This window comes from Bacillus cereus group sp. N24, assembly GCF_016483345.1.
In the GTDB taxonomy this organism is placed as follows: Bacteria; Bacillota; Bacilli; order Bacillales; family Bacillaceae_G; genus Bacillus_A; species Bacillus_A toyonensis.
Genome location: NZ_JAEHCA010000009.1, coordinates 176,119 through 191,868, shown reverse-complemented (window position 1 = coordinate 191,868; position 15,750 = coordinate 176,119). Strand labels below are relative to the sequence as shown.

Sequence of the window (15,750 nt, the reverse complement as noted above, 5' to 3'; positions counted from 1 at the left end):
CGATCACCCTCTCAGGTCGGCTACGCATCGTTGCCTTGGTGAGCCGTTACCTCACCAACTAGCTAATGCGACGCGGGTCCATCCATAAGTGACAGCCGAAGCCGCCTTTCAATTTCGAACCATGCAGTTCAAAATATTATCCGGTATTAGCCCCGGTTTCCCGGAGTTATCCCAGTCTTATGGGCAGGTTACCCACGTGTTACTCACCCGTCCGCCGCTAACTTCTTGAGAGCAAGCTCTCAATCCATTCGCTCGACTTGCATGTATTAGGCACGCCGCCAGCGTTCATCCTGAGCCAGGATCAAACTCTCCAATAAAGTTAGTTTGTCTAGCATCTAAAAATAAAAATTGACGTTTCACGTTGTTTGTTTCGTTCAGTTTTCAAAGAACTTGTCCGCCGCTTCATAAGCGACTTCATCATATTAACATCTTCATTTTTCGATGTCAACAATGTTTCTTAATTTCTTTTTGTCGTTTTCTGCGTTTCCGCATCAGCGACGTTTATTAATATACCATCGTGATTTCGAAATAACAAGTACTTTTTATAAAAAAAACAAAAAAATCACCTATCCTACTTTCTTCTATGTAAGGACTCCTTATCCTCTCTACTGAAAACAGGTATTTTGATTGTATACCAATACACTCCGAGCAACCAAACTGTGGGTCACAATAACTTCTCAGATTTTCATTCTCTTCTATATTAAAGTTCATAATCATTTACTCCCTATAGAATAACGACATAAATTAGCCGTAAGAAACGAATCAATCCACATTAAAAAGCAATTCGAACGAACAATTTCCTCCCCCATTAAAAATTGCACTTTATACAAATAATACAATCTCACCAAAAACATTATCTTAAGATTGTTGTTAGAATTTTTTTACATTTAATTAATGAAAAATATCCATTTTTTGTTATATAGTAAGAAAGTGCCCACAAAACTATAAATACTAATGGAGGAATTATCTTATGGATAGGTTAACAAAATTTTCATTAAAAAACCGAGCTGCTATTATTATCATGGTTTTTCTCACTTCCATACTCGGTGTTTATTCCGGCTCTAAATTACCTATGGAATTTTTACCAAGCATCGATAACCCTGCAATAACTGTCACAACATTATCTCAAGGGCTCGATGCTGAAACGATGACTAAAGATGTAACTGATCCCCTTGAAAAACAGTTTCGTAATTTAGAACATACTGATGGCATCATTTCCTCCACACACGAGGGATTATCACGCATCGACATTGCATATACATCCAAGGCAAATATGAAAGATGCAGCACGCGAAGTCGAAAAAGCAATTAATACGATTAAATTACCTAAAGATGTAACTAAACCTGTAGTTAGCCAATTAAATACTTCTATGATTCCACTCGCTCAAATTACCATCCAGAAGCAAAATGGATTTTCAAAAGCTGACGAAAAACAAATCGAGAAAGAAATCGTACCACAACTCGAAAGCATTGATGGTGTTGCCAATGTCATGTTTTTCGGAAAATCAACTTCCGAATTATCCATCGTTCTTGACCCTAACAAACTAAAAGATAAAAACGTAACATCAGAGCAAGTATTAAAAGTTATACAGGGAAAAGAAACTTCCACTCCCACTGGAACAATTACTGTTAATAAAGAAGAATACAATCTTCGTGTCATCGGGGAAGTAAAAAATATAAATGAGATTAAAAACATCACCGTAGCACCTCAAGTGAAATTGCAAGATATTGCTCAAATTGAACTGAAACAAAACTACGATACAATATCACACATAAACGGAGAAGAAGGAACAGGATTAATCATCATGAAAGAGCCGAGTAAAAACGCGGTTGCAATTGGAAAAGAAATTGATAAAAAAATTAAAGACATAAGTAAGCAATATAAAGATCAGTTTTCTATTAAACTTTTAGCCTCAACTCATGAACAAGTTGAAAATGCTGTTACTAGTATGGGAAAAGAAGTAATCCTTGGCGCAATCGCCGCTACTCTAATTATCTTAATCTTTTTGCGTAACTTCCGAACGACACTCATCGCTGTTGTCAGTATTCCATTATCTATTTTATTAACACTCTTTTTACTACACCAATCTAACATCACACTTAACATTTTAACTCTCGGTGGCTTAGCAGTTGCAGTTGGACGTCTCGTCGATGATAGTATCGTTGTCATTGAAAATATTTTTCGCCGTTTACAAAAGGAACCTTTCTCTAAAGATATTATTATCGATGCAACGAAAGAGGTTGCCGTCGCAATCACTTCTTCTACTTTAACAACGGTCGCTGTTTTTTTACCTATCGGCCTCGTATCAGGAGTAATCGGAAAATTAATGTTACCTATGGTATTAGCAGTTGTATATTCTATCCTTTCTTCTTTGATCGTCGCATTAACAGTTGTTCCACTTATGGCTTTTTTACTACTCAAAAAAACAAAGCATCGCAAGCCGAGCTCTTCACCACGATATGTAGCTACATTAAAGTGGGCTCTTTCTCATAAATTTATTATTCTACTAACTTCATTTTTATTATTTGCGGGATCAATCGCTGCATATATATTACTACCAAAATCGAACATAAAGTCCGAAGACGATACAATGTTATCCGTTAATATGACGTTTCCAGCTGATTATAATTCTGAATCTCAAAAACAAAAAGCCTTTGACTTCGAAAAGAAACTACTCTCTAATCCTGATGTAACAGATGTTATTTTACGAATGGGATCTAGCGCAGAAGATGCACAATGGGGGCAAACGACTAAAAATAATCTTGCCAGTATATTTGTAGTCTTCAAAAAGGGGTCTAATATCGACCAATATATTAAAGACTTAAAGAAAGATCATAAATCTTTTGAACCTGCCGAACTTGATTATATAAAAACGAGTTATTCAAGCTCTGGTGGGGGTAACAATTTACAATTTAACGTAACTGCTACTAACCAAACGAATCTAAAAAAAGCCGCTAACATCGTCGAAACAAAACTAAAGAGTATGGATGCTCTCTCTAAAATAAAAACGAATTTAGAAGACTCTAAGAAAGAATGGCAAATTCATATTGATCAAACAAAAGCCGAACAATTAGGTTTAACCCCAGAATTAGCAGCACAACAAGTAGCATTCCTTATGAAGAAATCGCCTATTGGTGAAATTTCAATTAACAATGAAAAGACTACTATTATGATAGAGCACAAAAAAGAAAATATTAATAAACAAACAGATATTTTAAACGCAAACATACTGTCACCTATTAACGGACCAATTCCTTTAAAGGACATTGCAACTATTTCAGAAAAACAACTTCAAACAGAAATTTTCCATAAAGATGGAAAAGAAACAATTCAAATTACTGCTGAAGCCTCAAGTGAAGATTTAAGTAAAGTAAGCGCAGAAGTAAACAATGCGATAACCAACTTAGATTTACCTAGTGGAGCAAAAGTAAATATCGCCGGCGCCACTGAATCTATGCAAGAGAACTTCACAGATTTATTCAAAATCATGGGGATTGCAATTGGGATTGTATATTTAATTATGGTTATCACCTTTGGGCAAGCGCGTGCTCCTTTTGCAATTTTATTCTCCTTACCATTAGCTGCTGTCGGTGGTATTTTAGGATTAATCATTTCAAGAACACCTGTCGATATAAATTCTTTAATTGGCGCATTAATGTTAATTGGGATCGTCGTCACAAATGCAATTGTATTAATAGAAAGAGTGCAACAAAATCGAGAAAATGGCATGGAAACAAGAGACGCCTTACTAGAAGCTGGATCCACAAGACTTCGTCCAATTATTATGACAGCTGTAACAACAATCGTTGCTATGCTCCCTCTCCTATTCGGTCAATCTCAAGCAGGGAGTATGGTATCAAAAAGTTTGGCAGTTGTTGTAATCGGTGGTTTGGCAGTCTCAACTGTTCTTACATTAGTAGTCGTTCCTGTTATGTACGAATTACTGGATAAAATCGGTAGAAAAAGACGTTCACGCAGAAAAATCAGTACTTCTACAGAAACACCTGATATTTAAAGTAAAAAGGCGTTATCTTCACGAATGAAGATAACGCCTTTTCTTTACCTACCCATATAATCCATCCTTCTTTTGCGCATATCGCTCTATAGGTTGACCAAAGTCTACAATAAGATATTCGTTATTTGAAGGTCTTTTACTCCCCTCCTTTATATCCATTTCTTCTATATTAAAATACAAAAAGAACCCCCTACTTATAAATAGAGAGTTCTTCTTTATAACTTATGCCGCTTTTACCTTCTTCGTCGTTTTACTTTTTCTTTTCGTTCCTGTAAAACGCTTATGCAATACAGATGCTATCAAGCGTGAAATGACATTGAATAGTAATACCATAATAATTAATACAGCTGCAGATTTTGTCGCAATCAACTTCGCATCCGGGATAATCCCTTCAGAATTCAACTTCCAAATATGAACCGCTAACGTTTCAGCTGGTCTAAATGGATTTAAAGGATGCGCAGGACTTGAGAAGTCCGCTGCTGAATTTAAAATTGGAGATGTTAAACCCGCTGTGTAAATTAATGCCGCTGCTTCACCAAATATACGGCCAGCCGCTAAAATAACACCTGTAATAATTTGCGGTAATGACGACGGGATAATAATACGCGCGATCGTTTGCCACTTTGTCGCACCTAATCCAAGACTCGCCTCTTTTACATTATGAGGAACTTCTGAAATCGCATTTTCACAAACACGCGTTAAACCTGGTAAGTTTAAAATAGTTAAAGCTAAAGCACCACCCATTACCGTGTATCCCCAGCCTGTCATTGTAACGAACACTAACAAACCGAATAAACCAACAACAATAGAAGGTAAAGACGCCATTGTTTCAATACATAAACGAACAAAACTTAAAAATCGACCTTGTTTTGCATACTCCGCTAAATATATTCCAGCACCTAATCCAAGAGGAATAGATATAATAAGCGTTATAACAAGCATATAGAAGGAATTGAATAACTGCGGACCAATCCCACCACCAGCTCTTGTATTGCTTGGTTCTCCAAACAAGAAATTAGGATCCCAAAATCCCCATCCTTTTTGTAAAATTTCAAACACTAAGAACACTAGCAAAGCTACAACTAAAGCCGCAACCGCATAAAAGATACCTGTCCAAACTTTATTTACCGTTCTTGCATTCATTATTATCGCTCACCTCTTTGACCAATCGCTCGAATTACTAAAATAAACAGGAATGAAATAACAAGCAAAATCATCGCTAATGTCCATAGCGCATTGTTCCAAGCTGTTCCGTTCAATGTATTCGTCATATCCATTGTCAGAATACCCGTTAACGTTGCTGTTGGACTATATATTCCTTCTGGTAATTTAATCGTGTTCCCGATTACCATTTGAACCGCTAACGCTTCACCAAAAGCACGCGCTAATCCTAAAACTATACCTGTTAAAATCCCCTGTTTTGCAGCAGGAACAATCACTCGACTAATCGCTTGCCATTTCGTTGATCCTAGACCATAAGAAGCTTCTAAATAATCAAATGGAACAGAGCGTATTGCATCAGAAGCGATACTAGCAATAGTAGGTAATATCATAATACTTAGGACAATAATACCCGCAATTAAACTAAAGCCCACTCCTCCAAACGAATCACGTAATAGTGGCACTAAAATCGTAACCCCTAATAATCCGTATACAACTGAAGGAATACCAACTAATAGTTCTAAAACAGGCTTCAATACTTTATTTCCGAACTTCGGCGAAATTAAATTCATAAATATAGCAAGAGCTATAGCAATTGGCGCACTAATAATAACTGCACCTATCGAAACCAATGTTGAACCTATAATAAAAATTACAGCTCCGAAGGTTCCTTCGTCAGCATTCGGATTCCATTTTGTCGATGTTAATACCTCAGTAAATGAGATACCACTTTGCGTAAAAGATTGAATTCCTTTACCACAAATAAACGCAATAATAGCTAATGTAACTAAAACAATAAAAATACCACAAAACGTAACGAGTGATCTTCCTATATATTCACTCTTTACGTAATTTATTTGTTTTTTCCCCTTCATCACAGGACAGACCCCACTTCATAAATTGAAATGAACAGGACTGACCTTGCAGCCAGCCCCATAAATTTTATTACTTATTTAATTTAGACATCGGAATGTAACCCATATCTTCTACTTGCTTTTCGAAATCTTTACCTTTTACATAGTCAATGTAAGCTTTTGTTGCTTCTTTTGCCTCACCTTTTGTTACCATGTACTCGTAAGACCAGAATGGATATTTACCAGCAGCGATGTTCTCAATTTTTGGTTCAGATCCATCAATTTTAACCGTTTGTAGCGCACCTTTTTTCTCACCAACCATGTAAGACATTGCTAAGTAACTCACTGAACCTGGAGTAGAGTTAATCGCTTGCTCTACAGCACCATTAGAATCTTGTGTTGTACCAGTTCCATCATTAATTTTCGCGTCTTTCATCACTGTCTTTTCAAAAGTAGCACGTGTACCAGATGAAGCTGGACGGTTAATTACGTTGATTTTTTCGTCTTTCCCGCCAACCTCTTTCCAATTCGTTACTTTTCCAGTGAAGATATCTTGTACTTGTTGTACTGTTAAGTTATCAACTTTTACATCTTTATTTACGACAAGCGCGAATGCAATACCCGCAACTTTGTTATCTACTAATTCTTTTGCCTTATCAGCATCTTTTATTTTATCTCCAGATGGAACATCCGAATTACCAATTTGTACTGCACCAGATGCTACTTGGTTAATCCCTGTTCCACTACCGCCACCTTGAACTTGAATAGAAACTTTTGAATTTTTCTCCATGAATTTCTTTCCAGCTTCCTCTGCAAGAGGTTGAAGCGCTGTAGAACCTGCAGCTGCAATCGTACCTGACAATTCTTGTTTTGCATTATCGCTTCCTTTAGCATTATCTTTACTAGCTGTATCTTCTGCTTTCCCACATCCAACTAATGCTCCTGCTACCACTAAAGCTGCTAAAGAAAATTTAATACCCTTTTTCATAACCATGTCTTGTACCCCCATTTGGATTATCACTTTTCACATTCGTCTACTTTTTTCGAACACAAATTCATTGTAGGACAACAATATTATGTGAGTGTTAAGCAATTTTTAATTTTAAGTAAATGGCGATAATAATCCTAAAAAGCTAGGAATCCCAACATTTATAGTTAAAGAACCCAACAAAATCCACACTAAACGAGCTGTAATGTAAATTTATTCTTAACAATGTAAACTCAATGTAAATGTTTTTCTTCCTTTTCACCTTTTAGTTAAAAATACATTTACAAATCCACTATATTTTTTAACTTTTACACTCTCATTTTATTTACATTAAACAGAATTTCAGTATTTTTTTTAATACAACTAAATAAATTGGAACAATTCTAAAAATAATTGAATATTTTTAAAGTACTAATTGACAGCATCATTCAATGTAGTCTACTATATTAGTAGCAAAAAGTTTACCTAAGGAAACTTTTTAAACTCAAACTAACAATATAGAGATGAGGTAACTTTTATGGTATCGGCTAATACAAGACCACTTTCTGCATTTAAAACAGGAGAGTTTGTACAAATTGAGAAGATACAATTAGAAGGAACTATGAAACGACGTTTATTAGATCTAGGGTTTATCCCTGGGGCAACGATTAAAGTATTACAGCGCAGTCCACTTGGAGATCCGGTCGCTTATCAAGTAAGCAATACAACTATTGCACTGCGTAAAGAAGAAAGCTCCCTTATTTTCGGGGTATTAATAGGAGATGATTTCAGATGAGCAACCACCGTATTGCTTTAGCTGGCAACCCGAATACCGGGAAAAGTACATTATTTAATACTTTAACAGGCTTAAAACAACATACTGGAAACTGGACGGGAAAAACCGTTTTAAAGGCCGAAGGGGAATATGAACATAACGGAAATAAATATACATTAATAGATTTACCTGGAACTTACTCACTATATTCAAATTCTGCGGATGAAGAAGTGGCGAGAGACTATATTATCTTTGAAAAGCCAGAAGTAACTGTAGTTGTTATAGACGCAACTGCTATGGAGAGAAATTTAAATTTAGCACTCCAAGTGATGGAAATGACGAGCAGCGTAGTTATTTGTATTAACTTAATTGATGAAGCTGAGAAAAAAGGCATCGTTATTGATGAAAAGAAATTAGCAACATCACTCGGTGTACCGGTAGTGAAGATTTCAGCTCGAAACCGAATTGGTATCGGGCATTTACTAAATGTCATCGCTAAAGTAGCAAATAAAAAACTAATTCCAACACCAATTAAAATTACTTACAGCGAAAAAATCGAAAATATGATTCAGGAATTAGAACCACAAATTTATAAAGTGTTCGGTGATGCGTATCCAGCACGCTGGATTGCGTTACGTATATTAGATGGGGATAAAAATTTCTTAACTACACTTCAAAAACACCATAATGAACCACTTGTAAGGGAGGTCGTAATAAATGGAATCTCACTCAGCCAGTAAAGCTCTTCCATTGGACTATATTATTCAACATGCACAAACACTATCAAAAGAAGATATACGAGATGATATTGTCGGAGATATTTACCGAACATCTGCAAGCATATGTAAAGAATCTGTTCAATATACAAATACTGATAAATTGTATCGTTCTGAAAAACTAGATAAAATTTTCACATCTCCAATTTGGGGATTTCCAATTATGCTAGGTATTTTATCTATTATCTTTTATCTTACAATTGCAGGCGCTAACGTACCATCTGATATGATTGCTGAGTTCTTTGGATGGGTAGAAGGATATTTAACATCTTGGTTCCAAGCAATGCATTCACCTGAATGGTTACATGGTATTTTAATACTTGGTTTATTCCGTGGTATCGGTGCTGTTATTAGCGTTATGTTACCACCTATGGCAATCTTTTTCCCTATGTTCGCACTATTAGAAAACTACGGATACTTACCACGTGTTGCGTTTAATATGGATCGTTTATTTAAGCGATCTGGTGCTCATGGTAAACAATCTTTAACAATGGCAATGGGATTCGGTTGTAATGCAGCTGCTATTATGTCAACGCGTATTATCGAATCGCCACGTGAACGTATGCTTGCTATCTTAACAAACAACTTCGTTCCATGTAACGGTCGCTGGCCTACGTTAATTTTAATGGCTTCACTATTTATGGCTGCTGGTTATACAGGTAGTATGCAAACATTTGTTACCGCTGGCGTTGTAGTTGGAATGGTTGTAATTGGTGTTATTATGACGTTAACCGTTTCTTGGGTACTATCGAAAACAGCTTTAAAAGGTGTTCCAACTCACTACACACTTGAGTTACCACCGTACCGTAAGCCAAAAATTTGGAATACAATTGTACGTGCAACACTCGATAAATCCATCTATGTTTTAAAACGAGCTATAGTTGTAGCTGCTCCTGCCGCTGCATTAACTTGGTTACTCGCTAATATTTTCATCGGTGACACAAGCCTGCTTATGTATTTTGTAAACTTCCTAGATCCATTCGCTAAAATGTTAGGACTTGACGGCTTTATTCTAGCTGCATTCATTCTTGGACTACCAGCTAACGAAATTGTTATTCCGATTTTATTAATGTCTTACTTATCAACTGGATCTTTAACTGAAATAGATGATTTTAATCAGATTAAAAATCTATTCTTAGAAAACGGTTGGACTTGGTTAACAGCGTTAAACACAATGTTGTTCTCCCTTCTTCATTTCCCGTGCGGAACGACACTAGTTAACATATATAAAGAAACAAAAAGTGCAAAATGGACATTCTTATCATTTGCAATCCCTACCGTTATCGCCATTGTTGTTACATTCCTCTCTACACAATTCGTACATTGGTTAGGGCTAGTATAAAGTGAAACTTTACTCAGTAGGGGCTTGTATTAGCCCTCACTAATCGGGCGTGTACGGGCAGTTGACTTCCTATCTAATACCTTGCTTCCACCGATTTTTTTAGGTAAGAGTCTTACTGCCCATTAACGCGGGAGAAAAACAAAGCATACATAGAAGGTATCCCCCTTCACATATGCTTTGCGCAAAGAAACCTGAAAATCATTCAGGTTTCTTTTTTTCTTTCCACGGTTGCGCTCCATACGTTGTGAGTTTTTTATGGATGAAGTATATGGTTCCCGGAAGAACCGCCATTAATATCGTGCAACTAATCCCTAATCCAGTAAACAACTTTCATCACCTTATTTCACTCTCTTCGGTAAAGCTGAACCTGAATGTTCAATTATCGGATGAACATGAACAGTAATTTCAGCATCACTAAAATAATTCTGACCTTGATCCCAATTCTTACTTATTTTTTTCCACTCTTTATAATTATGTCTCTTATACACTTCTCCTAATTCTAATACATCTACCTTATATTTTTTTTGAACAAGCTTAATCGATTTTTGGATGCGTTTCTCCATTTCCTCCGAAATATCCTTCTCTAAACGCTTTTCATTCAAAACCTTTTTATGATCACTAAAGTGCAACTCCGCCAATGTGCCTTCCAGCGATATGTGAATATCAAACTTTGGTTTTGTAGCATTCATTGTGGATACTTTAATTTTCCGACGCAGCTTATGAATTTCATATGTAATAAGTTGGTCCTTTTTACGAATGGTAAAAAAACCTCCAATTTTTTTACCTATTATATAATTCATTCCTAATGTTTCTTCCCCACCCAAAATACCTACACACTTATTATCCTTCCCGCGAAACAACGCTGCCCCGTTCATTTGTACCCCTTGTTTTGTTAGTTCGAGAATAGGTAATACAAAACTCCGATTGGAAATCATCTTTTCCTGTACTTCACCAATTCTTGCAGCCTCAATCATTTGGGCATTTTTCGGAGGGTGTTCAGCTAACATATCGATATACTGCGCTGGCAAATTTTCAGGCTTGGCACTCTGCTTTAAAATAGCTTCTGCATTTTTCTTAGAAACGAACAAACGAATATTCCTTCTCATTTCATGATCGCGAATATATACATCTAACGTATTTTGCAAAACATATGGATTCGCTAGTAAATCTTTAGAAAAAATAATCACTTGTATATGCGGAAAGAATAATGAACGACTAATTTTTTTGGCGATAATTCGGATTTGCTCAAAGACACTATCTGCTTTCGCACTAACATTAATATAATTTTCTCCATCTCCATCACCTTGTCCACCTTGTTGCGACAATTTACTGGGCAGTACCATCTGATACGTCCCTTTCATAATTGGATTTGCTTTCTTTGCCTTTACAATATCGTAAGCTGCACCTACTACAAATCCTCTTTCTTCTATTTCTTCTAACTCAGAGCACCCACTTATAGATCCAGCTAAAACCATAACCATTATTATTTTAAGAAGGTGTGTCATTTTTACCATTCCTTCTTTTTATTTTATATACAATAAAAACTAACAAAGGCGCTAACACGACAAACCCCATATCTATCCAAGCTAAATAAGTCCCATAACTTGACAATTCCTTCAAATTACTAGGTATCATATTCACCATAAAAATAATCGGGGCACTTACAAAAATGAAAATATGTTTCTTCACTTTCGGAAACATAGCACAAAATAATAAAGATGCGACGTCATAATACATTGCTGTCGTGTTATAAATAGTAATAATCCAAGTAGTAAAAAAAATTGCATCAAATCTTTCTAAAAACCCTCCACCAATTTCAATTTCTTTTCCTAGCTCAATTGTTGGATATGTCAATCCACGTGTTGTCATATATGTAAAAACACTAATACAAGTTACATAAATTAAAATGTATGACAATACGTTCACCATCACCGCTTTTGCAACTGCCATTGGCGCTTTTTTCGCTGCCTTATCGTTCAACAACACAGCATAAAACAGAGCTACCTCAAATCCGATGAATGTAAAAATAGAATTTTTAACTCCTACAGCATATTGACTGACATTCGTTTGAAAAGCCGGTAGTAAATTATCTATTTCCATTAAGTTCACATTCAATAAAGAAAGAAGCACTATCGCAATTAAAACAATTGGCAAGAATAGAACATTTAACCTTAATAAAGCCGCTCTCGATCCAGCTACTCCATAAATAACAACTAATAAGAAGAAGAAAGACAATAGCTGTATTGGTGTATCACTAAATAAATACGTTTGTGAAATAACCGCAATCATTCGCGATTCATATGCTGTCAAAGCTGCAAATGTTAATACTAAGATGCTACTAATTGTGTATGCAACAGGTTTCGTCAAATGCGCACTCGTATATTGAACAAAGTTTTGTTTTGGGAATAAAATAGCTACCCTCGTTACAAACCAACCTAAAACCGCACATATCAATCCACCCAAAAGTAAAATAATCCAACCGTCCGAAAATAAAGTTTGATCAGCAATATCTCTCGGCATAGACAATGCCCCTATACCAATAATGGTTGACGATACCGCAAACCCAATTTCCCGAGATCCAATCTCTTCATCGCCATACTCAAATGGTTTCAATTATTTTCGCTCCTTTGGACGTATTGTAGAATCTTTTGTTTGTAAATATTCCGGTCTCTCTTTCAACATTGATTTTGGCATACGAATAAGTTCTTCTTTCCAATCTTTATAAAATGCAGGAGCAATAGGCGTTGTATAAGGAATACCAACACTCTTTAAATTCGTAATATGAATCGCAAGTGAAATAAGAGCTAAAATGATTCCGTACAATCCAAAAGCAGTTGCTGCTAATACAAAAACAAAAAGTAAAATTCGAAACGTAATTGTAATGCTATATACAGGCAGTGAAAATGTAGCAATTGCAGTAACTGCAATAATAATAACTAAGAACGGATTTACAATCCCTGCATTCACCGCCGCTTCCCCAATTACAAGCCCGCCTACAATCCCAATTGTTTGTCCCATCGGTTTTGGCAATCTAATTCCTGCTTCTCGTATTAACTCCATCGTTAATGCCATCATTAATGTTTCAATATATGCCGGAAATGGTACCCCTTCTCTGGCTCCCGCAATAGAATAAGCTAGTTTAGATGGGATAAGCCCTTGATGATATGATACAAGTGCTACATACATAGCTGGTAGCAAAACTGCCATTATACCAGAAACCATCCGCAAAACTCTCAATAACGTTCCAATCACCCAGCGCTCATAATGATCTTCGACAGATTGAAAAATATCAACAAATACAAGTGGAGCTATAAGAGCAAACGGTGATCCGTCCACCAAAATAGCCGCCTTTCCTTTCGCTAATGAAGCCACAATATTATCAGGTCTTTCCGTATTTAAAAACTGCGGAAAGGGTGACAAATTATTATCTTGAATTAATTGCTCAATCGTTCCCGTCTCAAAAATGACATCTGTCACTATGGATTGAAGACGCCGATCTAGTTCTTTTACAATATACGGATTAATAATATCTTCTATATATACTAAGGTTACTTCTTTCTGCGATCGTTTCCCCATAATATAAGATTGAAACCGTAACTTCGGATCACGTAAACCACGGCGAATTAACATTTTATTTACATTAATATCTTCATTTAACCCAACTCTTGGTCCACGTATTAAATCTTCTGTCACTGGAGGCTCTAGACTTCTTTTCTCCCAAGCTCTACTGTTAACAACAATAGCCATTTGAATATTATCAATTAATATAACTGTATCTCCCGCTAAAATCGCATTTATAATATCCGGAAATGTTGTTTTCATACCGACTTCTGCGATAGAAATAAAGCGATCCAATAACGTTTGAACAATAGATGCTTCTTTTTTTATTTCTTCATATTGAAGCGTACGAACTACATATTTATAAACATTATCCTTATCTGTTAACCCACATAAAAAAATAACAGCGCAGCGCGTTAAACTACCAGCAAGAGCAACTTCTCTAATTGTTAAATCATTAGGTGAACCTAACTCATCTCTAATTTCCTCCATAACTTCAAACAAGTTACCTTCTAACTCTAACAATTCCCCCACCTAACTTCCTTTTCAACAAGTTTTTAGTTAGATTCCGCTAATAGAAGAAAATATATACAAAAAAGAGCTATCTCTTTTCAAAGATAGCTCTCGTGCACAGGTTATTTTTCTACTATTATATTGTCTGTTTTTATAGATACTCTTTTCGTAATCCCACTCACTACAAACATCACAATCATATTCATTAATAATGCGATTATACCTACGTTTAAATCTTTTATATACTGCGGGAAACTCGGAAACATCGTAGCTATAGTGGAACCAGATAAGGTAATATATGCAACAACTAACAGACCAATCGCCATTCCTGCAATTGCCCCTTGCTTCGTAATAATTTGACGTGGAAACAAACTACATACAAGTGCAGGGAAAAGTTGCGTTACAATACTGTATCCCATTAAAAGGAGAGCTCCTATTGTTTCTCCTCCTTTAAATGTAAATAAAACTGCTATAAACGTTACTACAGGCACAAATAATTTTGCTACTTTAGCCACTTGTCTATCTGAAGCAGATGGGATCATCGTTCGGTAAATATTTTTCGCTAACAATGTAGACGCGGCCATAACAAGCATGGATGCTGGAACTAATGCCGTTAATACCCCAGCACTACCAATAATTCCAATAAACCAAGGATCAAAAGTTTGTAAAGCAAGACGGAATAATGAAAGATCTACATCTGCTCCCTTTAATCCAGGAACTTGCAGGATAGCAGCAACCCCTGCAAAAAATACGAAAAGTAAAACTAAAGAGTACAATGGCATAATTGCCGCATTTTTACGAAATACTTTTTCATTTTTAGCAGAGAAAGCAGAAGCAAATGTATGAGGCCACATATAAAAACCTAGGGCCGTTAATATAATAGTAGAAACAAACCAAGAAATACTCATCCCTTCTTCAGGTAAAGATAAAAATCCTGGTTTCGCAGCTTCTACAGCTTCGAACATCGGCTGAAACCCTCCGTAATAATGATACGGTAAATATATACCTAAAAACATAACAATAAACAGGATCATAATGTCCTTCAAAGCGGCTGTCCAAGCTGATCCATGTATACCTGAAACCATTACATATATAGTTATAACAATAGCACCAATCCATACTGCAACAACAGGTGATACCCTTCCATAAGAAGCTTCTGAAACGATAATCCCCAATCCCTTCAACTGTAAAACAAGATATGGGATGATGGAAACAACACCAACAATTGAAACAATCAATCCAAGCGCTTTACTTCTATATTTCTTCGCAAAAAAATCTGGCTGTGAAACAAGGTTATGTTCTTTCGCATATTTCCAAATTGGCGGTAATAAGAAATACGATAAAATATAAGCTAGTGCGCCATAACCTAAAATATAAAAAGTAGGCGCTCCTTTACTATACGCCCATCCACTTCCTCCTAAAAATGTGAATGTCGTATAAATTTCGCCTGCCATAAGGAGAAATACGAAAATCGTTCCAAATCCTCTTCCTCCAACTGACCATTGCTCTAAATTCATATCTTTTCCACGCTGCGCCCGAATACCTAAAAATAGCGCTAGAAATAAGAATAAAATAATGATAAATAATGCTGTCATTCCATATCCCCCTTATTAGCAGGATCGAATACGTACACAATACCCATACAAAGAGAGGTAATAAGCACCGATAATAATACCCAAAATAATAAAAATGGCATCCCTAGTACGTAAGGAGTGACCGAATTTGCAAATACCGGTCCAACTACTAAACAAAGAACGGGAATAAGTGCTAGCACGTGTATTTTCTTCAT

Annotated in this window: 13 protein-coding genes and 1 rRNA gene; 4 read left to right on the top strand and 10 right to left on the bottom strand. The window is 36.0% G+C overall.

Annotated elements, in window-relative coordinates; all coding sequences use genetic code 11:
- Nucleotides 1–317 (bottom strand): 16S ribosomal RNA (locus tag JDS95_RS15770); the annotation flags it as partial.
- Nucleotides 318–970: 653 nt separating this feature from the next.
- Here JDS95_RS15770 and JDS95_RS15765 point away from each other — a divergent pair.
- Nucleotides 971–4,015: an efflux RND transporter permease subunit gene (locus JDS95_RS15765; protein WP_199690655.1), complete on the top strand. Its 3,045-nt coding sequence runs from the start codon at nucleotides 971–973 to the stop codon at nucleotides 4,013–4,015.
- Between the two features lie 48 nt (nucleotides 4,016–4,063).
- Here JDS95_RS15765 and JDS95_RS15760 read toward each other — a convergent pair whose 3' ends face one another.
- From JDS95_RS15760 to JDS95_RS15745, 4 genes are all read right to left on the bottom strand, one after another.
- Nucleotides 4,064–4,195 (bottom strand): hypothetical protein, encoded by a 132-nt coding sequence (locus JDS95_RS15760; RefSeq protein WP_002042679.1) that lies wholly within the window; start codon nucleotides 4,193–4,195, stop codon nucleotides 4,064–4,066.
- Between the two features lie 42 nt (nucleotides 4,196–4,237).
- Complete coding sequence (gene pstA / locus JDS95_RS15755; protein ID WP_000994143.1) at nucleotides 4,238–5,158, bottom strand: phosphate ABC transporter permease PstA; 921 nt, start codon at nucleotides 5,156–5,158, stop codon at nucleotides 4,238–4,240.
- A gap of 2 nt (nucleotides 5,159–5,160) precedes the next feature.
- The gene (gene pstC, locus JDS95_RS15750; protein ID WP_000676684.1) at nucleotides 5,161–6,051 is read right to left on the bottom strand and encodes a phosphate ABC transporter permease subunit PstC; all 891 of its coding nucleotides are present in this window, start codon (nucleotides 6,049–6,051) and stop codon (nucleotides 5,161–5,163) included.
- A 70-nt stretch (nucleotides 6,052–6,121) separates the two neighbouring features.
- Nucleotides 6,122–7,024, bottom strand: a complete 903-nt coding sequence (locus JDS95_RS15745; protein ID WP_000245099.1) for a phosphate ABC transporter substrate-binding protein PstS family protein — start codon at nucleotides 7,022–7,024, stop codon at nucleotides 6,122–6,124.
- Between the two features lie 511 nt (nucleotides 7,025–7,535).
- Here JDS95_RS15745 and JDS95_RS15740 point away from each other — a divergent pair.
- Genes JDS95_RS15740 through JDS95_RS15730 form a run of 3 tightly spaced genes read left to right on the top strand, consistent with a single transcriptional unit; the run spans nucleotide 7,536 to nucleotide 9,890 of the window.
- Nucleotides 7,536–7,793, top strand: coding sequence for a FeoA family protein (locus JDS95_RS15740; protein WP_000252995.1), 258 nt, complete (start codon nucleotides 7,536–7,538; stop codon nucleotides 7,791–7,793).
- The gene (locus JDS95_RS15735) at nucleotides 7,790–8,512 is read left to right on the top strand and encodes a FeoB small GTPase domain-containing protein (protein WP_000064957.1); all 723 of its coding nucleotides are present in this window, start codon (nucleotides 7,790–7,792) and stop codon (nucleotides 8,510–8,512) included. The genes JDS95_RS15740 and JDS95_RS15735 overlap by 4 nt, the downstream gene beginning before the upstream one ends.
- A complete protein-coding gene (locus tag JDS95_RS15730; RefSeq protein ID WP_000443613.1) occupies nucleotides 8,490–9,890 on the top strand; it encodes a nucleoside recognition domain-containing protein in 1,401 nt (466 codons plus the stop codon). The genes JDS95_RS15735 and JDS95_RS15730 overlap by 23 nt, the downstream gene beginning before the upstream one ends.
- A gap of 338 nt (nucleotides 9,891–10,228) precedes the next feature.
- Here JDS95_RS15730 and JDS95_RS15725 read toward each other — a convergent pair whose 3' ends face one another.
- The 5 genes from JDS95_RS15725 to JDS95_RS15705 form a co-directional block, all read right to left on the bottom strand.
- A complete protein-coding gene (locus JDS95_RS15725) occupies nucleotides 10,229–11,395 on the bottom strand; it encodes a Ger(x)C family spore germination protein (protein WP_199690653.1) in 1,167 nt (388 codons plus the stop codon).
- Nucleotides 11,379–12,503: a spore germination protein GerLB gene (gerLB, locus tag JDS95_RS15720; protein ID WP_199690651.1), complete on the bottom strand. Its 1,125-nt coding sequence runs from the start codon at nucleotides 12,501–12,503 to the stop codon at nucleotides 11,379–11,381. The genes JDS95_RS15725 and gerLB overlap by 17 nt, the downstream gene beginning before the upstream one ends.
- On the bottom strand, nucleotides 12,504–13,982 hold the full coding sequence (gerLA, locus tag JDS95_RS15715) for a spore germination protein GerLA (RefSeq protein ID WP_199690649.1): 1,479 nt from the start codon (nucleotides 13,980–13,982) through the stop codon (nucleotides 12,504–12,506).
- A gap of 101 nt (nucleotides 13,983–14,083) precedes the next feature.
- Nucleotides 14,084–15,556, bottom strand: coding sequence for a sodium:solute symporter family protein (locus JDS95_RS15710; protein ID WP_199690646.1), 1,473 nt, complete (start codon nucleotides 15,554–15,556; stop codon nucleotides 14,084–14,086).
- Nucleotides 15,553–15,750 carry a DUF3311 domain-containing protein gene (locus JDS95_RS15705; protein WP_000719865.1) on the bottom strand — a complete coding sequence of 66 codons (198 nt, stop codon included), beginning with the start codon at nucleotides 15,748–15,750 and terminating at the stop codon, nucleotides 15,553–15,555. Before JDS95_RS15705 ends, JDS95_RS15710 begins: the two co-directional genes overlap by 4 nt.